This window comes from Microbispora catharanthi, from assembly GCF_006334915.2.
Classification (GTDB): domain Bacteria; phylum Actinomycetota; class Actinomycetes; order Streptosporangiales; family Streptosporangiaceae; genus Microbispora; species Microbispora catharanthi.
The window spans coordinates 211,172-233,452 of record NZ_VDMA02000013.1 but is presented as its reverse complement, the minus strand read 5'-3'; the positions used below and the strand labels follow the sequence as shown (position 1 = coordinate 233,452).

The following is a 22,281-nucleotide window of genomic DNA, read 5'->3' as shown; positions in this document are numbered from 1 at the left end:
TGCGGTGTCACGAAAGCTCTTATGGGGCGGCCTCGTGGCCGTCCTGCTGGCCGCGCTCGCGGTGGCTCTGCCCGCGCAGGCGGCCCAGTCGCTGCGCCTGCGATACAAGACCAGCGCCACCGGCGCCACCGCCGACCAGGTGGAGCCGTGGTTCGACCTCGTCAACAGCGGGACCACGGCGGTGCCGCTGAACACCGTGAAGATCCGCTACTACTTCACAGCCGACTCGCCGGCGCAGCAGTACCGGTTCGCCTGCTCGTGGGCGGTCGTCTCCTGCTCGGCCGTCACCGGCACCTTCCAGACGGTCTCGGGCACGGCTGCGGCCGACCGCTACCTGGAGGTCGGCTTCACCTCCGGCAGCCTGGCGGCCGGCGCCTCGACCGGCGACATGCAACTGCGCTTCTACCGGTCCGACTGGCAGACGATCCGGCAGAGCGACGACTACTCCTTCGGCCCCACGCGGACGACGTACGGCGACTGGGACAAGGTCGCGGTCTACCAGGGCGGCACGCTGGTCTGGGGCGTCCCGCCCGCGGGCGGGACCGATCCCTCGCCGTCCCCGTCGCCCTCCACCTCGCCTTCGCCGGGCGGGCCTGGCGGCGGCAGCGGGGTCGTCTTCGACGACTTCGCCTACGCCTCCTCGTCCGACCCGCAGATCACCGCGCACAACTGGACCGTGCGGACCAACAGCGGCGGCCCCGGCGTCCCCGGGGCGAGCTGGCCGGCGTCCAACGTCGGCTTCCCCGTCGTCAGCGGGAGCAACAGGGCCCTGCAACTGCGGGCGGCCACCGACGGCACCGCCGGGGGCACCTCGCAGGCCGAGTTCCTGCACCAGCGCAAGTTCTTCGAGGGCACGTACGCCGCGCGGGTGAAGTTCGCCGACGCCCCCGACAGCGGTCCGGACGGCGACAACATCGTGGAGACGTTCTTCACCATCACGCCCCTGGCGTACGACCTCGACCCGGACTACAGCGAGCAGGATTTCGAGTATCTGCCGAACGGCGGCTGGGGCGCGCAGGGCCCGATCATGTACACGACCACCTGGGAGACCTACCGCAACGAGCCCTGGCTCGCGGTCAACACGCACACCGAGCGGACGGCGAGCTACGCCGGCTGGCACGACCTCGTGCTGCAGGTCTCCGGAGGCACGGTCCGTTACTACATCGACGGCACGCTGTTCGCCGAGCACGGCGGCGACTACTACCCCGAGACCCCGCAGTCGGTGAACTTCAACCTCTGGTTCATCAGCGGCGGGCTGCTGGGCAGCGCCACTCCGCGCGCCTACACCCAGCAGGTCGACTGGTTCTACTTCAGCAAGAACGAGGTCGTGGCTCCGGCCGAGATCGCCTCCAGGGTGAACGCGTTCCGGAGCGCGGGCACCACGTGGAAGGACACGGTGCCGATGCCGTAGCTCCGCAGCCGGTCCGGCCCGGGCCCCGGCGGCGGCCGGGCCCGGGCCCCGTGCCCGGTCCGGAAGGGCTCAGTCCAGCAGGTCGGGGTCGGAGGCGAGGATCTGGTCCAGCAGGGGCTGGAAGTTGATCCAGCCGACGACGTCGTTGCCGATCTGGCCGTGGGTGAGCTTGGCGTTATCGTGCGAGATGGGCACCGTCGGCCCGGCGGCCTTGGCCGCGAGCTGCGCCTGGCAGCTGCGCTCCATCGTCATGAACCACCAGGCCGCCGCCTCCACGCTGTCGCCCACGGTCAGCAGCCCGTGGTTGCGCAGGATCACGGCCTTGTGCGAGCCCAGCGCCTGCGCGATGCGGCGGCCCTCCTCGGTCTCCACGACCACCCCGGTGTAGTCGTCGAACAGGGCGTGGTCCTCGTAGAACGCGCACGCGTCCTGCGTCAGCGGTTCGAGCAGCGTGCCCAGCGCCGACAGGGCCTTGCCGTACACCGAGTGGGAGTGGGCGGCCGCGACCACGTCGGGCCTGGCCTGGTGGACCATCGAGTGGATGGCGAACGCCGCCTGGTTGACGTGGTAGCGGCCCTCCACCACCTGGCCCTCGTGGTTGACCAGGATCAGGTCGCTGACCTTGATCTGCTTGAACGACATGCCGAACGGGTTCACCCAGAAGTGATCGGTGTGCTCCGGATCCCGGGCCGTGATGTGGCCGGCCACCCCCTCCTCGAAGCCGAACCTCCCGAACAGGCGCAGCGCCGCCGCCAGCCGCTCCTTGCGGTGGCGCCGCTCCTCCTCCACGGTGTCGAACGTCGGCGGCAGCCGGAAGGCGAGCTGGTCGGCGGGCACGGGCTGCAGGTCGGACAGGCTCATCGCGGCTCCCAAAGCTCATGAGGCGTACCCGTCCAGCCTGTCTCCGGCACCCCTCTCGTGTCCATGCCGAAAACCGAATCCTCTTCGGTTTCCTCGGTGGTTCGGCCCTGTCCCCTGGGGCAGTAGAGGCCGGGTCCAACAGGGCAGTGGAGGCCGCCCGAAACCGCGTAAGGTGCATGCAGCGCGAGAGACGGGAGGTACCGATGCGGCTGGAGGCGGTCTTCTTCGACGTCGGAGAGACCCTGGTGGACGAGACCCGCGAGTACGGCACCTGGGCCGACTGGCTGGGCGTCCCGCGGCACACCTTCTCCGCCGTGTTCGGCGCCGTGATCGCGCGCGGCGGCGACTACCGGGACACCTTCCAGCACTTCCGGCCGGGTTTCGACCTCCACAAGGAGCGAGAGCGCCGGGCCCGGGAAGGCAGGCCCGAGACGTTCGGCGAGGAGAACCTCTACCCCGACGCCCGGCCCTGCCTGGCCGAGCTGCGGGAGATGGGGCTGCGCGTCGGCCTCGCCGGCAACCAGACCGCCCGCGCCGAGACCATCCTGCGCGCCCTGGACCTGCCCGTGGACGTGATCGGCACCTCCGACGGCTGGGGCGTGGAGAAGCCGGACGCGTCCTTCTTCGATCGCCTGGTGGCGGAGGCCGGCTGCCCGGCGGAGTCCGTCCTCTACGTGGGCGACCGCCTCGACAACGACATCCGTCCCGCGCAGAAGGCCGGGGTGCGCACCGCCCTTGTCCGGCGGGGTCCCTGGGGCCACATCCTCCGCGACGAGCCGGCGGCCCGGGCGTGCCTGTTCCACGTCGACTCGCTGGCCGAGCTGCCCGCCCTGATCCGCAAGCACAACGGCGACTGATCGCTCAACCGGCCTCGGTGAGGTCGATCGAGACGGCCAGTTCCGCCGCCACGTCGAGCAGGTTCCGTACGGCCTGCCGGTCGCGCGCGGGGTGCCAGGCCATGACGGTCTCGGCGCGTTCACCGGCGAGCGGCACGAAGACGACCCCGGTGCGCCGGAGGCTGTGCGCGGACCGGGCGAGCCGGGTGACGCCGACTCCGGCGGCGACCAGGCCGAGCAGGCTCGGCACGCCGTCTGCCCGCTGCACCACCTGCGGCTCGAAGCCCGCCGCGCGGAAGTCCTCGTCGTACTTCCGGTGCCACGGCTCCCACGAGCCGCGCGGGGTGAGCACCCAGGGTTCGCCGGCCAGATCGGCGAGCCGCAGCCCGGCCCGCCCGGCGAGCGGGTGGCCCGCCGGCAGGACCGCACAGACGGGCTCGGCGACCAGCGTCGCGGTCACCAGGTCGTCGACCAGCGGCGGCCGGGTGAACGCCGCGTCGTACCGGTCCTCGCGCAGGCCCGCCACGAGGCCGGCGATGCCGACGGCCTCGGCGAGCAGCTCGACGTCCGGATACCGCTCCCGGAACGCGCGGACGACCGGCGGCATCATGTAGTTCGCGGTGGAGACGAGGAAGGCCACCCGAAGCCGGCCGATCTCACCGCGCACCGCCTTTCTGGCGGTCTCCAGGGCCGCGTCCGCGCGAGTCAGGACGGCCCGTGCCTCGGGCAGGAACACGCGGCCGACCTCGGTCAGACGCGTGCCCCGGGTGTCGCGGTCGAACAGCCGTGCGCCGAGGGCGTGTTCGAGCGCCGCGATCTGCTGCGACAGCGACTGCTGGGCGAGGTGCAGCTCCCGTGCGGCGACGGTGAAGCTCAGATGCTCGGCCACGGCGACGAAATACCGCAGATGACGCAGCTCGGGGGTCACAGGCTCTGACTGTAACCGCTGCAGGGAACGTGTGTTGGCCGCGCGGGGCTCGCTCCGGGGAGAGTGGTCGCACTGATCACGAGGACGAGGAGTGGGACCATGACCGGACGGGTGTGGTTGATCACCGGATGCTCTGCGGGCTTCGGCCGGGAGCTGGCCGAGGCCGCTCTGGCCGCCGGTGACCGGGTGATGGCGACGGCGCGACGCCCCGAGACGCTGGCGGACCTGGCGGAAACGGGCGGCGACCGCGTGCGCGTCGCACGGCTGGACGTCACCGACGCCGCGTCGATCGACGTCGCGGTGGCCGAGACCCTGTCGGCCTTCGGCCGGATCGACGTGGTGGTGAACAACGCCGGCCACGGGTCGGTGGGGGCCGTCGAAGAGCTCGACATGGCCGACCTGCGCGCGCTGATGGAGGTCATGTTCTTCGGGGCGGTGGCCGTGACCAAGGCCGTCCTGCCGCGTCTGCGCCGGCAGGGGAGCGGGACGATCGTGCAGATGAGCTCGATGGGCGGGCAGCTGAGCATGCCGGGCTTCGGCGCCTACTGCGCCGCCAAGTTCGCCCTGGAGGGAGTGTCGGAGGCGCTCGCCGCCGAGGTCGCGCCCTTCGGCGTACGGGTGCTGATCGTGGAGCCGGGCGCGTTCCGCACCGAGTTCGGCGGCCACCGCATGCACCGCTCGGAGCCCATCGACGCCTACCGGGTGTCCACGGGCGCGACCCGGACCGCGGTGGACGAGATGGACGGCGCCCAGCCGGGGGACCCGGCCAAGGCCGCGCAGGCGATCCTCCAGGTCCTCGACCACGACGAGCCGCCGCTGCGGCTCGCCCTGGGCGACGACGCGGTGGACGCCATCCGCGCCCACCACGAGATGCTCCGCGCGGACCTGGACGACTGGGAGAAGCTCAGCCGGGCGACGAGCGTCTAGAGTCGCCGGCGCTGGGGTCGAGGACGACGCGGAAGCGGGCGTCACCGGAGATCATGCGCTGGTAGGCCTTGGGCGCCTCGCTCAGCGGGAACACCTCGTTGCGGGAGCGGATGCCTTGGTCGAGCGCGAACCGCAGGTTGTCCTCGTTGTCGATCGCCGTGCCGGTCAGGCTGCCGCGCACGACGCGCTCACCGAAGATGAGGTCGCTCGTCGCCACCTGGATCGGATCGGGAGCGGCCCCGACGACGACCAGTTGCCCACGCCGGCCGAGCCCCGGCACCAGTGGCGACATCGACGCACCCGAGGCCGCGGTGGCGACGATGACGGCCGCTCCGCCCAGCCGTTGCAGGGCGGCGCCGGGATCGGTCCGCGTGGTGTCGATGTAGTCGTCGGCACCGAGTTCGGCGGCCAGCGCAGCCTTCCCGCTGCCTCGCGCGATGGCGACGACCCGATGGCCCAGCGCCCGGGCGTACTGGAGGCCGAGGTGGCCGAGGCCGCCGAGTCCCTGCACCGCAACCAGCGCGCCGGGACGCGGGGCCGCCGACAGCAGCGCCTTGTACATGGTCAGGCCCGCGCACAGCAGGGGCGCACCGGCCAGGGAGCCGAGCTCGGGCGGGATCCGAACGAGGCCGGTCGCCCGTGCGTAGGTCACCTCGGCGTAGCCGCCGTCGACGTCGGTGCCCGTACGCGGTTGATCGGAGCAGTTGACGAAGTCTCCGCGCCGGCACGGCTCGCAGGCGTTGTCCTGGCCGCCGAGGAAGCCGACGCCGACACGCTCCCCGATCTGCCACGCCGGGCCGACGCCCTCGCCGAGGGCCTCGATCACGCCGATGATCTCGTGGCCGGGCACGATCGGCGCCGAGGGGTCGGGCCGCAGCCCTTCGACGGCGAGCACGTCGGTGTGGCAGATGCCGCAGGCCTCGACACGGATCCGCACGTGCCCGTGTGACGGCTCGTGCCGCTCGCGTTCGACCAGGTCGAACTGCCGCCGGCCGGTGACGGTGACGGCACGGTAGGTGGAGGCGCTCATGCCGGCAGGTCCGTTCCGGCCTGTTCGCGCACCATGTGGCCGGCGTACCAGTCCGGCCAGTCGGGGTCCTCGGCACCGATGCGCGCCTCGTGCTCGCCGTGCGCGACCGCGGCACGGCGCAGCGCGGCCGCGAGGTCCGGGGCCGAGACGAACGTGGCGACCGGCGGGTCCAGCCGTCCCGGGAGCCGGGTGGTGACCTCCTGCACCACCCAGCCGTTGCCGTCCGGGTCGCCGAACGACAGGAACGAGCCGTAGCTGCGGCGCTGTGGATCCGGGCCGGGCACTCGGGCGTCGGTGCCCGCGTGGTGGAAGATGCCACCGGCGTCGTGGAACACCTCGCTCGGGTCGGCGCCGAGCCGCTTGAGCTCGTCGTGCGCGGCTTCGATGTCGTCGACGATCAGATGCAGGCCCTGGGCCGAGCCCGGCGTCTGGGACGTGACCGACGTGCCGAAGATGACCGACGCCGGCGAGCCGGGCGGGGTCACCTGCACCACCCTGAACCCCTCGCCGGTGGCGATGTCGGCGTCCAGCCGCCACCCCAGCGCCGTGTAGAAGTCCTTGGCCCGGTCGACGTCCGAGACCGGCACCACGACGACCTCAAGTTTCATGTCCATGCCCTGCGCCTCCTGCGCTGGTTGTGAGGAAATGCCGAAACGACGAGACTCCGAGCGGCGGGCGTCCGGGTCGGCCAGGCCGTCCCGGACGAGCGGCGGGGCTCACAGTCGGGAGACCTGGTAGTGGCCGATGCGCCAGCCCTCCTCCGTCCGCTTCACCAGCACGCTGAGACAGACGTCGAGGGTGGGGCGGTCGGTGAAGGAGAAGTCGACGGCCAGGTATCCGAGGACGAGGTCGTCGGCGGGGGCCGCGGTCTCCAGGATGCGGTACGCGGCCGTCAGTCCGGGCGGCTGGGAGTCGTAGTAGGCGGCTACACCCGGCCTCCCGACGGTGTAGGGGCGCAGCCCTTGGAAGATCGCGTCCTCAGTGAACAGGGCGGCGATCTGCTGCGGTTCGTGGGCGTCGACGCCGGCCTTCCACCGGTCGAGGACGTCCCTGAGGATCGTTTCCCTGTCCTTGTCGCTGGTCATCAGGCGCCTCCTGCCGGTGGAACCGGGGCTCGCGGATCAGTGGCCGGCGCTCATGCCGCCGTCGACGTGGAGGATCTCACCGGTGACGAAGGGTGCGTTCTCCAGGTAGACGACCGCGTCCGCGATGTCGCTCGGCTCGCCCATCCGGCCTACCGGGTGCAGCGCTGCGAGGGCCTCGTGGGTCTCCTCGGGGTGCATGGGGGTCTTGATGGTGCCGGGCGAGACGGCGTTGACGCGGATGCCCCGCGTGGCGTACTCGATGGCGAGCGACTTGGTCGCGGACTGCAGGCCGCCCTTGGTCAGCGAGGCCAGCACGGACGGGACCCGGGAGTCGGCGTTGTCCACCAGGCTGGTGGTGATGGTGACGACGTGGCCGCCGCCCTGGGTCAGCATGCGCGCGATGGCGAGCTGGGTGACGTGGAAGAAGCCGTCGAGGTTCACCTTGGTCACGGCGGTGTAATCGTCGAGGGTGTAGTCGGTGAACGGCTTGGCGACGAAGATGCCCGCGTTGTTGACCAGGGAGTCCACCCGGCCGAACCGCTCGACGGCCGCCGCGACTGCGCGTTCGGCGGTGGCGGGGTCGGCGACGTCGCCCTGGACGGTGAGGACGCCGGGGTCGTCGGAGGGCGCGATGGTGCGCGAGACGGCGACGACGGCGTAGCCCAGCTTGCGGTAGGCCTCGACCAGTGCGGCGCCGATGCCCTGCGACGCGCCGGTGATGAGGGCGACCTTCTGCTGCTGAATGCTCATGATTGCTTTCCTCCAGAGGGAACCGATCGGTTACTAGTCAACCGGTCGTCTATTTCTGCCTGTGAACTTAGGCCGCCGGAGAGGAGAAATCAAAGGTTCACGGCGCCTCAGCCAGAACCGGAATCCTTCCAACTGATAGGCGCAGGCTCCTACACCCGGATCAGCGCACCTAGGCCCGGGGGCGAGGGCTAGCGACGGTGCGGGTCGCCCTCGGGCAGCCAGGCGTCCGGGCCGTGGATCCCGAAGCGGTCGTCGGTGCGCAGAGCCTCGACGACGGCGAGCACCGAGGTGCGGACTTCGCCGCGACGCCACACCAGAGACCAGGTCCAGTAGATCTCCGGCGCGATGACCTGCCGCCGGACGAGGTCCGGCGGCAGCGGGGTGGCCTGGCCCTTGGGAGAGTTGACGACCGGGCGGCGGCAGCGGCGCACATGGTCGAAGAACGCCGGGCCGGTGATGCCGCCGTCGGAGATGCGTACCGCGCGGGCCCCGGTCCGGCCGGCCAGTTCCTCGGCGTAAGCGTTCCAGGACGCCCAGGAGGTGGTGTCCTCGTCGAGGAGGACGCCGGTCTCCCGGGCGGGAACCGCGGTCGTGTCACGGCCGGTGGCCACGGCGTAGAGGCGGTCGGCGCCGATGAGCTGGGCGTGCAGGCCGCGTCGCTCCAGATCGTCGGTGCGCAGCCAGCAGATCGCGAGGTCCAGGCCGCCTTCGGCGACCCGGGCGGCCTGGGTGTGCGAGGGCGCGACCCAGGCGTCGACATTGACCTGCGCCACCGCCGCGGTGCGGGCGATCAGGTCCGATGGCAGCCAGTTGACGTAGCCGAGCCGGACCGGTTCGGATCCGGCCAGCCGGCGGGCCCGGTGCCGGAGGTCGTCGGCGCGTTCCAGCAGGGCCCGGGCGTCGGAAAGCAGGGCGAAACCGGCCGGGGTGAGGGACACCGAGCGGCGGTCCCGGTCGAACAGGCGCACGCCCAGGTCGCGCTCCAGCGCCTTGATCTGCTGGGACAGGGAAGGGCCGGCGATCAGCAGGCGCCTGGCGGCGCTGCCGAAGTTCAGTTCCTCGGCGACCGCGACGAAGTACCGCAGCTGGCGCAACTCCACGCTCGCCATGCTAGGACGGCGAGAGGCTGCGCCTACCAGCCCGACCATCCGGGCGGGTGTCAAAGCCCGGCGGCCGCCTCGGCGCGGGCACCGAGCAGCGCCAGGCAGTTGGCCCACAGGGGGCCGAGCCGCCGCGTGTCGTTGTAGAGCTTGGCGAACAGAACGTGCCCCTCCAACTGGGCCACCACCGACCGTGCGGCTTCCCGGGTGTCGGCCACGGTGACGTCCTCACGCGCCAGGGCCTCGACGATGACCGCATCGATCATCTCGACCTGCGCGTCGAAGATCTCCTGCAGCCGCCCGCGGATGGCTTCGGTCTGGTTGCTCATCTCCAGCGAGAGGTTTCCGAACAGGCAGCCCGAGACGGTGCCGCAGTCCCGCTGCCCGGCACGCTGGGCGGCCTGGGCCGCTTCGAACAGCCGGCGCAGACGGTGCAGCGGCTCCGCCTCGCTGGACAGAATCTGCTTCCAGGCCCGCTCCTGGTCGGCCCAGTGCTCGTCGATGACCGCCAGAGCGAGGGCTTCCTTGGTCTCGAAGAAGTAGTAGAAGCTGCCCTTGGGCACGCCGGCCGCCTTGCAGATCTCCGCCACGCCCAAGGCGGAGTAACCGCGCAGCTCGATGAGCGTTCGCGCGGCGCCGAGGATCTTCTCCCTGGCATCGCTGGTCCGTCCCATAAGGTCACTATACGACCGGTCGTATAGGCGCTACCTCAGAGATCTCGCAGTCCGCGGTGGCGCGAGGTGGCGGGCGGGGCCGTCGTCACATCATGAGTTCGGGATGACTCGAACGGCCGAGGTCGGTCAGCCGTTCGTCCAGCGCCCGCGTCTGCCCCGCGGGCGGCAGGACCTTCAGCACGCCGCGTACGCGGTCGTGCCCGATCGCGTACCACTGATCCTCCAGCGCGTCGACCGCCTGCCTGAGGTGTTCGGCGGCCTGGTCGCCGTCGGTGGAGGCGTGGGCGGCGGCGAGGTCGGCGAGCAGCACCGAGCGCTGCTTGCCGCCGTTCGGGCCCAGGTCGTCGAGCGCCTTGCGCAGCCGGCGGGCCGCCTCCTCGTGGTTGCCCGCCGTCAGCGCGCTGTAGCCGGCGAAGCCGTCGAGCCTGGCCCGCTCGAAGAAGTCCAGCCAGGGCGGGTCGTCGCCGCCCGCGTCCACCATGTGGTCGGCGCGGTCGATGTGGCGCATGCACTCCTTCGGCTCGCCGCAGCGGGCCGAGATCTCCGAGGCCACGCAGTGCAGCCATGCCCTCGTGAGCGGGCCGACGCCGTGCCAGGCGTGCGCGAACGCCGCGTCCAGCAGGCCCAGGGCGTCCGTACGGTTGCCCTCGAACCCCGGCACGAACGCCGCGTGGGCGAGCACGGCGGCGGCGAGCGGATGGTCGCCGCACTCCCGGGTGGCCGACAGGGCCATCCGGTACAGCCGCGCCGCGGTTGGGCCGTCGTTCAGGTCGAAGAAGGCGACCCTGCCCGACAGCAGGGCCGAGCGCGCGGCCGCCTCGGCCAGCGTCTGCCTGACCGCTCCCTCCGGCGCCGCCCGCAGCAGGCTCATGCCGAGCCGGGTGTGCGCGACCGACGCCTGGAAGATGTCGTCCGGCGGCGAGGTCCAGTAGAGGGCGCCCTGCTTGTCGACGACCCGGGCGAACGCCTCGGCCGACTCGGCGTCGACCCCGCGCCCGCGTTCCACCGCCGCGGGAAGACGCTCGCCGCCCTCGCCGAGGAGCGGGGCGAGCACGCCCGCGCCGAGGAGCCCCCGCAGGAACGTGGAGCGGTCGATGCCGTCTGCGACGATCATGCTCAGCAGCCTCCGTATCTCGTCCACCACCTCCGTGACCGGCCGCATGGCCATCTCGTCGGGGGTGAGCAGTCCCAGCTCGCTCGCGGGCTTGTCGAAAATCGTCACGAGATGCTTGCGGTAGCGCGGATCCGGCCACCGCTCCCCGGTCTCCCACCGCCGCACCGTGTTGGCCGTCAGGCCGGTGTCCTTCTCGTCGCACGACCGCATGGACGTACGGATGCGCTCGCACAGCTCCTCGTAGGACCACCCGCGCTGCAGGCGTTCCCACGCGAGCCGGCGGTTCGGCGGATGGCGGTGGTTGGCCGGCATGTCGCACCCCTCCTCGCACGACCGCAAGCACGCTGTGTCAGCGTGACACGCTGACACTACGGGAGATTCCGTGTTCGCGTGGCTACTGGCTGTGATTGGACGTCTCCTGGCTGATACTCCAACCGCTTCAAAAGCGCTTAGCTTGGCCCACTTCCGCGAGCAGCCGTTGGAGATGGGTGACATGACCACGTTGGAGGACATCGCACGGGTCCATACCGGCTGGATCATCTGGCGGTCGGATGTCGGCCGCTGGTGGGCGACCAGGCGCGGGCCGGTGGACCTCGACGCGATCCGCATGGGATGCGCGATGACGCTCGACGCCGACGACCCCGAGGCCCTCGCCGCCGCCTTGGCCGCCCAGGCCGAGCTGATCGCGGCGTTCGCCGCCGACCCCGCCGCCGCCGGGTGACCGGGGGTCGCGGCGCGGTCAGCGGCCGTGCCGGAGACGGTCCCTGATGTAGTCGACGACGTGAACCGCGCAGGCGCCGTTGTGGGCGCCTGCGCGATCGGTGACAGTGAACTCGGCCGGTGACGCGCACGACGACCCGCCCCAACTGCACCGGCGTTCGTGGCCCTTCGTGCCCGGCCGGTAGTCGTCCGCCTCCCAGAACTTGATCTGCAACAGGTCCATCCGCCCATGCCCTCCGCTGCTCAGACGAGGAGATCGTGCCGTCCTTCTCGTCCGCATTGTGTCCCGTCTGCCGCCTCAGCTCCTTCCGTACGGTGTCGAGGATCACCGGCGTGGCGTTCGTCGGCACCTCCATTCGCCGCCCGGCGCCGCCCGCAGGTCTCCGTGTAAGGGCTTCCCGCCTCAGATGCGCATCGCTATAGTGCGAGTTGCAATAAGGCAATGGGGGAGTGATGGCGCGGGGACGGGCGGACAGGGACCTGGTCGGGCTCACGGTGCTCGCCCTGCTGTCCGTACGGCCCGCGCACCCCTACGAGCTGCACCGGTTCGTCATCGACACGCACAAGGACTACATCAGCGGCCTGCCGCGCAGCCTCTACCACGCGGTCGACCGGCTGGCCCGCGAGGAGCTCATCGCCCCCGTGGAGACCAGCAGGGAGGGCCGCCGGCCGGAGCGTACGGTCTACCAGGTGACCGAGGAGGGGCGGGCCGAGCTGGGCACGCGGCTGCGCCGTCTCCTGGAACAGCCGGACGGAGACACCAAGGTCTTCGTGGCCGCGGTGTCGCTGATGGGATGCCTTCCGGTCCCCGAGGCGGAGCGGGCGCTGGGCACCCGGGCCGCCACGCTGGAGGGCGCCATCGTCTCCGCCGACGCGCACATCGAGGCGCTCACCGGCTCAGGCCTGCCGCGCGTGCTGCTGCTGGAGGTGGAGTACGACCGGGCGATGAAGGCCGCCGAGCTGGAGTGGGTCCGCGCGACCCTCGCCGAGATCCGGTCCGGCCAGGTCTCCTGGAGCGCCGATTCGAACAGCGGACAGCTCGACCGACAGTGACGCGCCGGCCGGATGCGCCAACATCCGGCCGGCGCCGGACCCGACCACCGCGAAGCGGCCGATCAGGACTCGCACCCCAGAGGATAGGCGGCTTCGCGGTCATCCGAGAGGAGCCGCACCCATGTCCGACGACATCCACCGCCTGCTCGACGCGCTGACCGCGGCCTGGAACGACGCGGACGCCGCCGCCTTCGCCGGGCTGTTCACCGAGGACGCCGACTACGTGACGTTCTTCGGCCTCCACATGGAGGGCCGCCGGGCCATCGAGGACAGCCATCGGGCGCTGTTCGAGGGCCCGCTGAAGGGGTCTCGCCTGGGCGGGCCCGCCGCCGCGCCGCCGCTGCGGAAGATCCGCTTCCTGAGCCCGGACGCGGCGCTGGTCGTCACCACAGGGGGCTCGGCCCTGCCGGACGGCGCGGCCGATCCGCGCCGCGACTCGATCATGACGTTCACGGCGGTCAGGGAGGGTGACGGCTGGCGCTTCTCGTCGTTCCAGAACACGCGGATCGGCACGCCGTGACGGCCGCCGGAACCCTCCTCTGCGAGGTGCGCGGCGTCGTCGAGGCGCCGGTCGAGCGTGTGGCAGGCCTGCTCCTGCGCGTACGGCCGGGGCCGGTGGGACGCGACAACTGCTTCCCGTTCGCCGACCACGGCGGAACGCTCACGGGCGGGCCGGACCGCTTCGTCCTGGCCGCGCCCGGCCACGCGATGACGGTCGAGGTGGGCCGGGACCGGCTGGCCGCGCAGGGGGGCTGGTGGTGGCGGGGCGAGTACCGCCTCGCACCCGACCCCGCCGGCACGCTGCTGGTCTACCAGGTCCGCAACGTGGCCGAGCGGCTGAGATGGGGGGTGCCCCTGGCCAACCGGTTCTTCCTCGGGTTCCGACCGGCCACGCGTGCGGGCTTCGCGGTCCTGCTCGACCGGGTGGGCGCCGAGTTGCACTGCCCGGTCCGCCTGCTGGACAGTCCCTGAGGCGTCCCCGGACCGGCCCGGCGGGGGCGGGTGCTGCTGCGGTCCATGGCCGGGGCGCCGCTCGGAGCGCTGTCGGCCCGGGGACTGTGGGTGGCGGGCGCGGAGGCGGGCGTCGCCGTGGACGCGGCGGGTCATGCCACCGTCACCGGCCCGCCGCCGGGCCTCGACCTCGACGTGCTGTGACGAGCTCGGTTCGCGATGGCGGCGGAGCCGGACATGATCGAATAGATGTTCTAATACGATAGTCGCATGACGGCTTTTCAGGCTTCACTGCTGGACTGGGGTGAAGATGTTCATGTCGGCCCGCTCGGCTCGTCCGTGCGGCGCACCTCCTTGGAGCGCGGTGCCTGGATCGACGTCCGGCCGCACTGGATCGAGGGGGCCGACGCGCTCTTCGAACGCCTGCTGGAGGCGGTGCCGTGGCACGCCGAGCGCAGGCACATGTACGACCGGGTCGTGGACGTGCCGCGCCTGCTGAAGTTCTACGACGAGGACGAGGAGCTTCCCGACCCGGTGCTGGCCGAGGCGAGGGACGCGCTCAACGCCCACTATGGGGAGGAGCTCGGCGAGCCGTTCCGTACGGCGGGGATGTGCCTCTACCGTGACGGCAGGGACAGCGTCGCCTGGCACGGCGACACGATCGGGCGGGGGAGCACGCAGGACACGATGGTCGCGATCGTGTCGGTCGGCACGCCGCGCCCGCTGCTGCTGCGCCCGCGCGGCGGGGGCCCGGCGCTGCGGCACGACCTGGGCCACGGCGACCTCGTCGTCATGGGCGGAAGCTGTCAGCGCACCTGGGAGCACGCGATCCCCAAGTCGGCCAAGGTGATCGGCGCCCGGATCAGCGTCCAGTTCCGCCCGAGAGGCGTGCGCTGAGGGATCGCGGCCCGCCCCTGACAGCCGGCGCGACGCCCTCACCGCCGCGGGACGCGATGGATCTCCGGGCAGCCGCGCCGCGGTCTTCAGGCACCTCGATCCCGATCCGCGGTGACCGTGCTCGGCATCGTGATCCGCGCATCGTGAACCCGCACGGCTTCTCGTCCGACTGTCCATGATGACGGGAGGACGAGATGACCGATGAGCTGCTGGTGGTTCGCGCTCAGCTGGGCGAGCGTGCGGCGCTGGCCGAGCTGCTGGCCCGGTGGCGGATGCCGGTGTGGACGTACGTGCGGCGCATGCTGGACGGCGAACGGGCCGACGACGTGACCCAGGAGATCTGGCTGGCCGTGGTGCGCGGCCTGCCCCGGCTCAGGGAGCCCGGCCGGTTCGCGCCGTGGCTGTTCACGATCGCCCGGCGGTCGGTCACCGACCGGCTGCGCGGCGAGTACGCCTGGGCCCAGGAAACGTCCGGACTCGGCGACATGGTGGGCGAGGGGATCGCCGAAGACCCGGCCGAGGCCATGGTGGATCGCGCCGCGCTGGTGAACGTGCTGTCAGACCTGCCGGTGCCGGAGCGGGAGATCCTCGTCCTGTTCTACCTGGAGGACCTGCCGATAGAGGAATGCGCGTACATCTGCCAGATTCCTGCCGGAACGGTCAAGTCCCGGCTCAACCGCGCCCGTCGTCTGCTGCGTGAGCACCTGGAGGAGAAGGGATACCGGCCATGACCGAAGAGCCGCGCCTGCCGGCGCAGGACATGATCGAGCGGCTGGCGCCGGCGCTGTCGCTGACCACCCGCATCCGGGCGGTGACGGCGCTGCTGGCCGGCATGGCGGGCACGGTGTTCGTGAGCGCGTTGTGGTGGTCGGAGCCCGGCCCGCTGCCCGGCCGCACGCATCTGGCGTTCGCGATGCTCACCGTGTTCTGCCTGACCTGGGCCGGATACGGCGGGTGGCTGTTGACGCGCCGGGTTCCGCTGTTCGCCACCGACCAGGTGATCGCCGCCTGGATCGGCCTGGCCGCCTCGCTGGCCACCACGGCGGTCGTGACGGTCGTGGCCGTAGGCCGCGGCAGCGGGGCGGGGCCAGCCCTGGCGGTCGGGGGCCTGTTCGTCGCGGTGGCCCTGGTGCTGGCGGTGCGCGCCCATGCGCGGCGGGCGGCGCTGCTGAGGCGCATGCACGAGCTGACCGGCCGGGAGGAGGGGGGAACGCGCTCGCCCTGACCGGGATCGCCTCTCTGTCGATGCGACGCCGAGACTGACCGGAACGGCCCGCGTCCCGAGATCCGCCGCCGTAGACATGTGCGGTTTGCTGGTAGTCCTTGAGTAAGGCCGCGGCAAAGGACCGGCCCAGTCGCGTAAGAAAGGCCACGGATGATCCCGCACCCCTACGTCCCCGCCCCCGCTCGATACGACGACATGCGGTACCGGCGCAGCGGAAGGAGTGGCGTGTTGCTCCCCGAGATCTCCCTCGGGCTGTGGCACAACTTCGGCGACGGCCACCCGCTCGACGTGCAGCGCGCCGTTCTGCGCCGGGCCTTCGACCTCGGCATCACCCACTTCGACCTGGCCAACAACTACGGCCCGCCGTACGGCTCGGCGGAGGAGAACTTCGGCCGCCACCTGCGCGCCGATTTCCGGCCCTACCGCGACGAGTTGTTCGTCTCGACGAAGGCGGGTTACGACATGTGGCCCGGGCCGTACGGCGAGTGGGGGTCGCGCAAGTATCTGCTGGCGAGCCTCGACCGGTCGCTGAGCCGGATGGGCCTCGACTACGTCGACGTCTTCTACTCCCACCGGCCCGACCCGGACACCCCCATCGAGGAGACGATGGGCGCCCTCGACACGGCGGTGCGCTCCGGCAAGGCGCTCTACGTGGGCATCTCGAACTACTCCGCCGAGCAGACCGAGCGGGCCGCCGCCGTGCTGCGCGAGCTGGGCACCCCGCTCCTGATCCACCAGCCGCGCTACTCCATGCTGGACCGCTGGGTGGAGGACGGCCTGCTGGACACGCTGGAGCGGGCCGGGGCGGGGTGCATCGCCTACTCGCCGCTGGCGCAGGGCCTGCTCACCGGGCGTTACCTCGACGGCGAGGTGCCGGCCGACTCGCGGATGGCGATCGGCCACTTCCTGAAGCGCGACCGGCTCACCCCCGATCTGCTGGAGACCCTGCGCGGCCTGAACAAGATCGCCCAGGAGCGCGGCCAGTCGCTCGCGCAGCTCGCACTGGCGTGGATCCTGCGCGACCAGAGGGTCACGTCCGTGCTGGTCGGGGCGAGCTCGGTCGGGCAGCTCGAACAGAACGTCGCCGCCCTGGCCGCACCGGCGCTCACCGCCGAGGAGCTGTCCGAGATCGAGAGCCTGCTGTAGGCCACGCGGACGCGGTCCCCGGGGCCGGCGCGCACACGCCGCCCCGGCCGTCCGCGTCAGGAGAACGCGTCGACGCCCGTGAGCTCGCACGACAGGTCCCAGAGCCGGGACGCCTCCTCGGGGTCGATCGCCCACGGCTTGACCCCTCCGGTGTCCATGTCGTCGGCCGTGGCGAGCTCGGCGACGTCGCAGTCCTGGCAGTAGACCCCGCCGTGATCCGCGAGCATGGGAGAGGTCGCCGCCCAGACCGTCGTGGCCGCGCCCTGCTCCGGAGTCTTGAAGCCCTCCGCCGCCGTGCCGTCGGGGGAGATCCAGCCGAGGGCGATCTGCTCCTCGCGGGGGATGTGCCGCTGGAGGGGAGTGAGAATCTCGCCCGGATGCAACGAGAAGGCCCGTATGCCGGTGGCCGCACCGAGCGCGTCGAGGCGCACGGCGAACAGGATGTTCGCCGTCTTCGACTGCCCGTAGGCCAGCCACCTGTCGTACCCGTCGCGGAAGTGGATGTCGTTCCATCGGATCCCGGTCGCGAAGTGGCCGGCGGACGACACCGACACCACCCGCGACCCTCCGGCGGCCAGGACGGGGCGGAGGCGGTTCACGAGGGCGAAGTGACCGAGGTGGTTGACCGCGAACTGGGCCTCCCACCCGGGGCCGACGCGGGTCTCCGGGCAGGCCATGATGCCGGCGTTGGCGATGAGGATGTCGATGGTCCTGCCGGTCTCCACAAGCGTTTCCGCGAACATGCGAACGCTCTGCAGGTCCGCCAGGTCGAGTTCGCGGGTCTCCGTGCCCGGGATGTCGCGCAGCGCCTCCTTCGCCACCGCCGGCCTGCGCGCGGGGACGATCACCTGAGCCCCCGCCGTGCTCAGCGCCCGCGTCGTCTCCAGGCCGAGCCCGGAGTACCCCCCGGTGACCAGGGCCGTCCGGCCGGACAGATCGATTCCCGCGAGCACCTCGCGCGCGGTGCTGCGGGCGCCGAAACCACTGCCGATCCTGTGCTGTGTCGTCATGAGAAGGACGCTAGAAACTAGAGTGTGCTCTAGGTCAAGCTGTACGATCCGCCGCATGACCAGGCATACGGAAGCTCTGTCCATCGGGCAGGTCTCGGAGGCGACCGGGCTGAGCGTGCACGCGCTGCGGTTCTTCGAACGCGAGGGGCTCTTCCTCCGCCCGATCCCCCGATCGGCCGGAAGACAGCGAATGTACGACCCGGCGGACGTGCAGTGGCTGGTCCTGTGCAACCGCCTGCGCGACTCCGGCATGCCCATCGCCACCCTGCGCAGGTTCGCCGAGCTCGTACGGTCGGGGCCGGGCAACGAGCACGAGCGTCTCGCTCTGCTGGAGGAGCACGAGCGCACCGTCAGGGCACGGATCGCCGAGCTCGACGCGAGCCTCGCCGTCATCCACGACAAGGTGGTCACCTATCGCGGGCACCTGCGCGACGGGACCGCGGCGGGACTCTGGTCGCCGACGCCGTCACGATGATCCGGCGGCGTGAGGGGCGCCGCGGTCAGTCGACCTCGGCGCTGCCGTTCACGCGGAGCTTGCGGCGGGCCCGCTCGTAGAAGGTCGTCGTCCCGAGCCGCACCACGCGGGCGGCGGCGCGCAGCGCGGTCACCGTGAGCCGGTCGCCGGGGCACAGGTGGCCGCCGATGGTGCCGTCGACCTCCAGGGCGAGCTGCCCGCTGGTCGGGAGCACGTCGAGCGTCACCTCCTCGTCGGCCGACAGGACCAGCGCCCGGTTGAACGCCGAGTGGGCGGCGGCCGGGACGACGAGGAAGCCCTCGACGGTGGGGGAGACGATCGGGCCGCCCGCCGAGAAGCTGTACGCGGTGGACCCGGTGGAGGTGGAGACGATCACGGCGTCGGCGGCGTACCGGACGAACGGCTCACCGTAGACAGAGACGGACACGGCCGCGAGCCCGTCGCCGGGGATTCGGACGAGGGCGATGTCGTTGAACGCGGTCACCATCCGGCCGTCGTGGCTGGTCGCCCGGACCGCCATGCGCGGCTCGACCGTGTATCGGTGCTCGTCGATCGCGGACAGCGCGGGGGCCAGCTCGTCCACGTCGATCTCGGCGAGGAAGCCGAGCCGTCCCAGGTTGACCCCGAGGACGGGGGTCGGCCGCCCGGCGATCAGGCGCATCGTGCGCAGCATCGTGCCGTCGCCGCCGAGGCTGACGAGCAGGTCGGACCGTCTGACCAGGGTCGGGGCGTCCACCGCGATGGCGCTGCAGTCGATGCGCCCCACCTCGTCGGGCAGCCCCAGCACCGTGCAGTCCCGCTTGCGCGCCCACTCGACGATCGTGTCGATCGCCTCCTTGGAGTCGCGTTGCGGGTGCAGGACGAGACCCACGGTGCTGACCATGCCCATGTCCACACTGTACGGCCAGGCCGTTTGTGGGCGGCCCTATCGAACGGGCTCCGGGGCGGCCTGGTCCACCGGGAGGTAGACCCGGAACCGGGTGTCGCCGGGACGCGAATCCACCCTGATGTCCCCGTGGTGCTTGTTGACCACGATCCGATAGGAGATGTCCAGGCCCAGGCCGGTGCCCTCGCCGACGGGCTTGGTGGTGAAGAACGGTTCGAAGATGCGGGGCCGGACCTCGGGCGGGATGCCGGAGCCGGTGTCGCCGACCTCGACGATCACGTGGCCGTCCTTGCGCCGGGTGCGGAGGGTCAGCGTGCCCGTGCCGTCCATCGCGCCGAGCGCGTTGTCGATGAGGTTGGTCCACACCTGGTTCAGCTCCGCCGCGTACGCCGGGATGAGCGGCAGCGACCGGTCGTACTCCTTGACCGTGCGGACGCCCTCGGGGATCTTGCCGTGCAGCATGGTCAGCGTGGCGTCGAGCAGGTCGTGCACGTCGACCGTCTGGTGCGGGGCGCGGTCGAGCTGGGAGTACTGCTTGGCGGCGGCGACCAGGCCGGAGATCCGGTTGACCGCGTCGTCGATCTCGCACATCAGCAGCTCGGTGTCCACGGTGTAGGTGAGCCACCGGACCGCGGCCTCCCGGTTCTCCTCGCCCACCGCCCCGGCGATCTGGTCGAGCCAGGCCGCGTCGAGGCCGCCGGCCACCAGCGTCGCCGCCAGGTCCCAGCCGCCGACGATGTCGTGGTCGTCCAGCCAGTCGGCGACCGCGTCCTCGGCGTCGGAGCGCGCCAGCGGCGTCAGGTCGGGGGCGGAGGCCGACCGCTTGACCGCGTCCTCCTGGAGCTCCACCAGGTCGTGCAGCTGACTGCCGTCCAGCCGCCCGTCGGCGATCATGGCGAGCTTGTGCCGCATGCCCGCCACCCGCTCGCGCAGCGCCGACGTCGCCCGTACGGCGGCGGCCGCCGGGTTGTTCAGCTCGTGCGTCAGACCGGCCGACAGCGAGCCGAGCGCGAGCAGCCGCTCCCGTTCGCCGACGATCGTCTGGGTGGCGCGCATGCCGAGGAACAGCCCCTCGAGCAGGTGCATCGCCATCGGGAACCACTCGCGCACACACGCCCTGATCACCTCGGCCGGGAGCACGAAGAACTCGGCGTCGGTGACCGCGGTCAGCGTGTTCATGTAGAGCTGGGAGAACTCCCCCGTGATGTACGCCTGGGTGGCGCCGCCGTACACGCCGCGCTGGCCGGTGCGGCTCACCTCGACCTCGTCGCCCTGCACCCGCCTGCTCATCGCGACCGTGCCGCTCAGCAGCACGAAGAAGCAGGTGGCGGGGTCGCCCTCCTGGTAGACGCGGGTCCCGGCGAGCCGCCGCTCCACCCGGCCCGCCTCCGACAACCGGGCGAGCTGCGCGTCGTCCAGCGCCTCGAACAGGAACAGGGTGCGCAGCTCGTCAGGCGACAGTGTCGGCTCACTCGGATGGTCGGTCATCGAGCCTCCAGATAGCGGTGGACGAGCGAGACCGCCATGGCGCCCTCGCCGACGGCCGAGGCGACGCGCTTGACCGATCCGGCCCGCACGTCGCCCGCCGCGAAGACGCCGGGCATGCTCGACTCCAGGTGATAAGGATCTCTGGACGGCGTCCACCCGGCCGGGCGGCGGCCGTCCGCCAGCAGGTCGGAGCCGGTCAGCACGTAGCCGGATCCGTCGCGGGCGACCACGTCGCCGAGCCAGTCGGTGCGCGGTTCCGCCCCGATGAAGACGAACAGCCACGACGTCGGCACGGCGGTCGTCAGGCCGGTCCGCCCGTCGCACAGGATCAGGCGCTCCAGGTGGTCGCGGCCCTCGCCGCCGACCACCTGCGTGCGCGGATGGACCTCGATCGACGGAATGGCCTCGATCTGATCGATCAAATACTGCGACATCGACCGGGTGAGGTCCTCTCCTCGGATGAGGATGTGCACCTTGCGGGCGTACCGGGAGAAGTACACCGCCGCCTGCCCGGCCGAGTTCGCGCCGCCGACGATGTAGACCTCTTCCCCGGCGCAGCTCGGGGCCTCGGTGGCGGCGGCACCGTAGAAAACGCCCCGGCCGGTCAGGTCGGCCAGGCCGGGCGCGTCCAGGAGCCGGTAGGACACGCCGGTCGCCAGCACGACCGTGTGCGCCGTCACGGCGGTGCCGTCGCCGAAGTGCAGCAGGGTGGCCGAACCGCTTCGTTGGAGGCCGACGACCTCCCGGGTGGTGAGCAGCTCGGTGTTGAACTTGAGCGCCTGCCTGCGGGCGCGGTCGGTGAGCTGGGCGCCGGAGACCCCGTCGGGGAAGCCCAGGTAGTTCTCGATCCGGCTGCTCTGCCCGGCCTGACCGCCGGTGGCCCGCTGCTCCACGAGCAGAGTGCGCAGTCCCTCGGACGCGCCGTACACCGCGGCGCCGAGGCCGGCGGGGCCCGCGCCGATCACGGCGAGGTCGTAGAGATCCGAGGCCGGGGTGGTGGCCATGCCGACGTGCGCGGCGAGATCGGCCTCCGTGGGCCGTGCCAGGGCCTTGCCGTCCGTGGTGATCACCACCGGCACGTCCGCCTCGCTCATCCCGGCGGCGGTCAGCAGGCGTACGCCCTCGGCCTCGTCGGCCCGCAGCCAGCGGTACGGCACGAGGTTGCGGGCGAGGAAGTCGCGCACCGTGAACGAGTGCGCCGACCAGCGATGACCCACGACCTTGGTCTCCGGCATCGTCACGGCGGGGGTGGCGAGCCAGGCCTCCAGCAGCGCGTCCAGCACCGGGTAGAGCTTCTCCTCCGGTGGGTTCCACGGCTTGAGCAGGTAGTGGTCGAGATCGACGATGTTGATCGCGCTGATGGCCGCGTCGGTGTCGGCGTAGGCGGTCAGCAGCACTCTGCGCGCCAGCGGGAAGACGTCCATGGCCGCTTCGAGGAACTCGATGCCGTTCATCTGGGGCATCCGGTAGTCGGCCAGGATGACGGCGACCTGCTCGCCGCGCAGCTTGATCTCGTGCAGCGCGTCGAGCGCGCTGGGGCCGGACTCGGCTCGGATCACCCGGTAGCGGTCGCCGTATCGGCGGCGTACGTCACGAGCCACAGCCCGGGAGACGGAAGGGTCGTCATCGACGGTGAGGATCGCGGCATTCTGCACAACTCACACGGTACTGGCGGCTCTTCGCTGAACGGCACCCCCGGGACATAGGTCCCACG

The 22,281-nt window shown here is 71.6% G+C and carries 27 protein-coding genes; 13 read left to right on the top strand and 14 right to left on the bottom strand.

Annotation, left to right across the window (positions count from 1 at the left end; translation table 11 throughout):
* Window positions 1-4: 4 nt before the first annotated feature.
* Window positions 5-1,411: a cellulose binding domain-containing protein gene (locus FH610_RS24460; protein ID WP_139577109.1), complete on the top strand. Its 1,407-nt coding sequence runs from the start codon at window positions 5-7 to the stop codon at window positions 1,409-1,411.
* 69 nt (window positions 1,412-1,480) lie between these two features.
* On the opposite strand, the gene FH610_RS24455 is transcribed toward FH610_RS24460, so the two are convergent.
* Window positions 1,481-2,272 carry a class II aldolase/adducin family protein gene (locus FH610_RS24455; protein ID WP_139577108.1) on the bottom strand — a complete coding sequence of 264 codons (792 nt, stop codon included), beginning with the start codon at window positions 2,270-2,272 and terminating at the stop codon, window positions 1,481-1,483.
* A gap of 203 nt (window positions 2,273-2,475) precedes the next feature.
* Between FH610_RS24455 and FH610_RS24450 the strand changes: the two genes are divergently transcribed.
* Window positions 2,476-3,129, top strand: a complete 654-nt coding sequence (locus FH610_RS24450; protein WP_139577107.1) for an HAD family hydrolase — start codon at window positions 2,476-2,478, stop codon at window positions 3,127-3,129.
* Window positions 3,130-3,133: 4 nt separating this feature from the next.
* On the opposite strand, the gene FH610_RS24445 is transcribed toward FH610_RS24450, so the two are convergent.
* Complete coding sequence (locus FH610_RS24445) at window positions 3,134-4,036, bottom strand: LysR substrate-binding domain-containing protein (protein ID WP_139577106.1); 903 nt, start codon at window positions 4,034-4,036, stop codon at window positions 3,134-3,136.
* 99 nt (window positions 4,037-4,135) lie between these two features.
* Here FH610_RS24445 and FH610_RS24440 point away from each other — a divergent pair, with 99 nt between their 5' ends.
* On the top strand, window positions 4,136-4,963 hold the full coding sequence (locus FH610_RS24440; RefSeq protein WP_139577105.1) for an oxidoreductase: 828 nt from the start codon (window positions 4,136-4,138) through the stop codon (window positions 4,961-4,963).
* Here the strand turns inward: FH610_RS24440 and FH610_RS24435 are convergent.
* From FH610_RS24435 to FH610_RS24405, 7 genes are all read right to left on the bottom strand, one after another.
* Window positions 4,941-5,993, bottom strand: coding sequence for an alcohol dehydrogenase catalytic domain-containing protein (locus FH610_RS24435; RefSeq protein ID WP_139577104.1), 1,053 nt, complete (start codon window positions 5,991-5,993; stop codon window positions 4,941-4,943). The two genes, FH610_RS24440 and FH610_RS24435, sit on opposite strands and share 23 nt — an antisense overlap.
* On the bottom strand, window positions 5,990-6,607 hold the full coding sequence (locus tag FH610_RS24430; RefSeq protein WP_139577103.1) for a VOC family protein: 618 nt from the start codon (window positions 6,605-6,607) through the stop codon (window positions 5,990-5,992). Before FH610_RS24430 ends, FH610_RS24435 begins: the two co-directional genes overlap by 4 nt.
* Before the next feature lie 102 nt (window positions 6,608-6,709).
* Window positions 6,710-7,078 (bottom strand): YybH family protein, encoded by a 369-nt coding sequence (locus FH610_RS24425; protein ID WP_139577102.1) that lies wholly within the window; start codon window positions 7,076-7,078, stop codon window positions 6,710-6,712.
* Between the two features lie 36 nt (window positions 7,079-7,114).
* Window positions 7,115-7,828, bottom strand: a complete 714-nt coding sequence (locus tag FH610_RS24420) for an SDR family NAD(P)-dependent oxidoreductase (protein ID WP_139577101.1) — start codon at window positions 7,826-7,828, stop codon at window positions 7,115-7,117.
* A gap of 188 nt (window positions 7,829-8,016) precedes the next feature.
* Entirely contained in the window at window positions 8,017-8,928 is a 912-nt protein-coding gene (locus FH610_RS45290) for a LysR family transcriptional regulator (protein WP_205826011.1), read from the bottom strand.
* A 59-nt stretch (window positions 8,929-8,987) separates the two neighbouring features.
* The gene (locus FH610_RS24410; RefSeq protein WP_139577099.1) at window positions 8,988-9,602 is read right to left on the bottom strand and encodes a TetR/AcrR family transcriptional regulator; all 615 of its coding nucleotides are present in this window, start codon (window positions 9,600-9,602) and stop codon (window positions 8,988-8,990) included.
* Window positions 9,603-9,687: 85 nt separating this feature from the next.
* Window positions 9,688-11,028: a helix-turn-helix domain-containing protein gene (locus FH610_RS24405; RefSeq protein ID WP_139577098.1), complete on the bottom strand. Its 1,341-nt coding sequence runs from the start codon at window positions 11,026-11,028 to the stop codon at window positions 9,688-9,690.
* Between the two features lie 181 nt (window positions 11,029-11,209).
* Between FH610_RS24405 and FH610_RS24400 the strand changes: the two genes are divergently transcribed.
* The gene (locus FH610_RS24400) at window positions 11,210-11,437 is read left to right on the top strand and encodes a hypothetical protein (RefSeq protein WP_139577097.1); all 228 of its coding nucleotides are present in this window, start codon (window positions 11,210-11,212) and stop codon (window positions 11,435-11,437) included.
* An 18-nt stretch (window positions 11,438-11,455) separates the two neighbouring features.
* On the opposite strand, the gene FH610_RS24395 is transcribed toward FH610_RS24400, so the two are convergent.
* Window positions 11,456-11,659, bottom strand: a complete 204-nt coding sequence (locus FH610_RS24395) for a hypothetical protein (RefSeq protein WP_139577096.1) — start codon at window positions 11,657-11,659, stop codon at window positions 11,456-11,458.
* Between the two features lie 230 nt (window positions 11,660-11,889).
* Here FH610_RS24395 and FH610_RS24390 point away from each other — a divergent pair, with 230 nt between their 5' ends.
* The 8 genes from FH610_RS24390 to mgrA all read left to right on the top strand — a co-directional run bounded on the left by FH610_RS24390 (window position 11,890) and on the right by mgrA (window position 16,708).
* Window positions 11,890-12,489, top strand: a complete 600-nt coding sequence (locus FH610_RS24390; protein ID WP_139577095.1) for a PadR family transcriptional regulator — start codon at window positions 11,890-11,892, stop codon at window positions 12,487-12,489.
* Between the two features lie 121 nt (window positions 12,490-12,610).
* Window positions 12,611-13,009, top strand: coding sequence for an SgcJ/EcaC family oxidoreductase (locus FH610_RS24385; protein WP_139577094.1), 399 nt, complete (start codon window positions 12,611-12,613; stop codon window positions 13,007-13,009).
* Entirely contained in the window at window positions 13,006-13,461 is a 456-nt protein-coding gene (locus FH610_RS43805; RefSeq protein WP_205826010.1) for a hypothetical protein, read from the top strand. Before FH610_RS24385 ends, FH610_RS43805 begins: the two co-directional genes overlap by 4 nt.
* 30 nt (window positions 13,462-13,491) lie before the next feature.
* Window positions 13,492-13,644, top strand: coding sequence for a hypothetical protein (locus tag FH610_RS42935; protein WP_161628070.1), 153 nt, complete (start codon window positions 13,492-13,494; stop codon window positions 13,642-13,644).
* Between the two features lie 66 nt (window positions 13,645-13,710).
* Complete coding sequence (locus FH610_RS24375) at window positions 13,711-14,337, top strand: alpha-ketoglutarate-dependent dioxygenase AlkB (protein ID WP_139577093.1); 627 nt, start codon at window positions 13,711-13,713, stop codon at window positions 14,335-14,337.
* A 194-nt stretch (window positions 14,338-14,531) separates the two neighbouring features.
* Entirely contained in the window at window positions 14,532-15,068 is a 537-nt protein-coding gene (locus FH610_RS24370; protein ID WP_139577092.1) for an RNA polymerase sigma factor, read from the top strand.
* Window positions 15,065-15,562 (top strand): hypothetical protein, encoded by a 498-nt coding sequence (locus FH610_RS24365; protein WP_139577091.1) that lies wholly within the window; start codon window positions 15,065-15,067, stop codon window positions 15,560-15,562. The genes FH610_RS24370 and FH610_RS24365 overlap by 4 nt, the downstream gene beginning before the upstream one ends.
* Before the next feature lie 150 nt (window positions 15,563-15,712).
* Window positions 15,713-16,708: an L-glyceraldehyde 3-phosphate reductase gene (gene mgrA, locus FH610_RS24360; RefSeq protein WP_139577090.1), complete on the top strand. Its 996-nt coding sequence runs from the start codon at window positions 15,713-15,715 to the stop codon at window positions 16,706-16,708.
* A gap of 56 nt (window positions 16,709-16,764) precedes the next feature.
* Here mgrA and FH610_RS24355 read toward each other — a convergent pair whose 3' ends face one another.
* Window positions 16,765-17,718 carry an SDR family NAD(P)-dependent oxidoreductase gene (locus tag FH610_RS24355; protein WP_139577089.1) on the bottom strand — a complete coding sequence of 318 codons (954 nt, stop codon included), beginning with the start codon at window positions 17,716-17,718 and terminating at the stop codon, window positions 16,765-16,767.
* A gap of 55 nt (window positions 17,719-17,773) precedes the next feature.
* On the opposite strand from FH610_RS24355, the gene FH610_RS24350 reads away from it, so the two are divergent.
* Window positions 17,774-18,193 (top strand): MerR family transcriptional regulator, encoded by a 420-nt coding sequence (locus tag FH610_RS24350; RefSeq protein ID WP_139577088.1) that lies wholly within the window; start codon window positions 17,774-17,776, stop codon window positions 18,191-18,193.
* Between the two features lie 25 nt (window positions 18,194-18,218).
* Here FH610_RS24350 and FH610_RS24345 read toward each other — a convergent pair whose 3' ends face one another.
* The 3 genes from FH610_RS24345 to FH610_RS24335 are packed head-to-tail and all read right to left on the bottom strand — an operon-like array spanning window position 18,219 to window position 22,222.
* Complete coding sequence (locus FH610_RS24345; RefSeq protein WP_239108155.1) at window positions 18,219-19,082, bottom strand: NAD(+)/NADH kinase; 864 nt, start codon at window positions 19,080-19,082, stop codon at window positions 18,219-18,221.
* 36 nt (window positions 19,083-19,118) lie between these two features.
* Window positions 19,119-20,567, bottom strand: coding sequence for an ATP-binding protein (locus FH610_RS24340; protein ID WP_139577087.1), 1,449 nt, complete (start codon window positions 20,565-20,567; stop codon window positions 19,119-19,121).
* The gene (locus FH610_RS24335) at window positions 20,564-22,222 is read right to left on the bottom strand and encodes an NAD(P)/FAD-dependent oxidoreductase (protein ID WP_139577086.1); all 1,659 of its coding nucleotides are present in this window, start codon (window positions 22,220-22,222) and stop codon (window positions 20,564-20,566) included. The genes FH610_RS24340 and FH610_RS24335 overlap by 4 nt, the downstream gene beginning before the upstream one ends.
* Window positions 22,223-22,281 lie beyond the last annotated feature (59 nt).

Coding starts and splice junctions, on each gene's coding strand:
- FH610_RS24400 (WP_139577097.1), top strand. CDS start 11,210: ATGACCACGTTGGAGGACATCGCACGGGTCCATACCGGCTGGATCATC.
- FH610_RS24355 (WP_139577089.1), bottom strand. CDS start 17,718: ATGACGACACAGCACAGGATCGGCAGTGGTTTCGGCGCCCGCAGCACC.
- FH610_RS24385 (WP_139577094.1), top strand. CDS start 12,611: ATGTCCGACGACATCCACCGCCTGCTCGACGCGCTGACCGCGGCCTGG.
- FH610_RS24425 (WP_139577102.1), bottom strand. CDS start 7,078: ATGACCAGCGACAAGGACAGGGAAACGATCCTCAGGGACGTCCTCGAC.
- mgrA (WP_139577090.1), top strand. CDS start 15,713: ATGATCCCGCACCCCTACGTCCCCGCCCCCGCTCGATACGACGACATG.
- FH610_RS24350 (WP_139577088.1), top strand. CDS start 17,774: ATGACCAGGCATACGGAAGCTCTGTCCATCGGGCAGGTCTCGGAGGCG.
- FH610_RS24365 (WP_139577091.1), top strand. CDS start 15,065: ATGACCGAAGAGCCGCGCCTGCCGGCGCAGGACATGATCGAGCGGCTG.
- FH610_RS24345 (WP_239108155.1), bottom strand. CDS start 19,082: ATGGGCATGGTCAGCACCGTGGGTCTCGTCCTGCACCCGCAACGCGAC.
- FH610_RS24450 (WP_139577107.1), top strand. CDS start 2,476: ATGCGGCTGGAGGCGGTCTTCTTCGACGTCGGAGAGACCCTGGTGGAC.
- FH610_RS24395 (WP_139577096.1), bottom strand. CDS start 11,659: ATGGACCTGTTGCAGATCAAGTTCTGGGAGGCGGACGACTACCGGCCG.
- FH610_RS24420 (WP_139577101.1), bottom strand. CDS start 7,828: ATGAGCATTCAGCAGCAGAAGGTCGCCCTCATCACCGGCGCGTCGCAG.
- FH610_RS24390 (WP_139577095.1), top strand. CDS start 11,890: ATGGCGCGGGGACGGGCGGACAGGGACCTGGTCGGGCTCACGGTGCTC.
- FH610_RS24430 (WP_139577103.1), bottom strand. CDS start 6,607: ATGGACATGAAACTTGAGGTCGTCGTGGTGCCGGTCTCGGACGTCGAC.
- FH610_RS24405 (WP_139577098.1), bottom strand. CDS start 11,028: ATGCCGGCCAACCACCGCCATCCGCCGAACCGCCGGCTCGCGTGGGAA.
- FH610_RS24440 (WP_139577105.1), top strand. CDS start 4,136: ATGACCGGACGGGTGTGGTTGATCACCGGATGCTCTGCGGGCTTCGGC.
- FH610_RS24455 (WP_139577108.1), bottom strand. CDS start 2,272: ATGAGCCTGTCCGACCTGCAGCCCGTGCCCGCCGACCAGCTCGCCTTC.
- FH610_RS24435 (WP_139577104.1), bottom strand. CDS start 5,993: ATGAGCGCCTCCACCTACCGTGCCGTCACCGTCACCGGCCGGCGGCAG.
- FH610_RS24410 (WP_139577099.1), bottom strand. CDS start 9,602: ATGGGACGGACCAGCGATGCCAGGGAGAAGATCCTCGGCGCCGCGCGA.
- FH610_RS24370 (WP_139577092.1), top strand. CDS start 14,532: ATGACCGATGAGCTGCTGGTGGTTCGCGCTCAGCTGGGCGAGCGTGCG.
- FH610_RS24375 (WP_139577093.1), top strand. CDS start 13,711: ATGACGGCTTTTCAGGCTTCACTGCTGGACTGGGGTGAAGATGTTCAT.
- FH610_RS24340 (WP_139577087.1), bottom strand. CDS start 20,567: ATGACCGACCATCCGAGTGAGCCGACACTGTCGCCTGACGAGCTGCGC.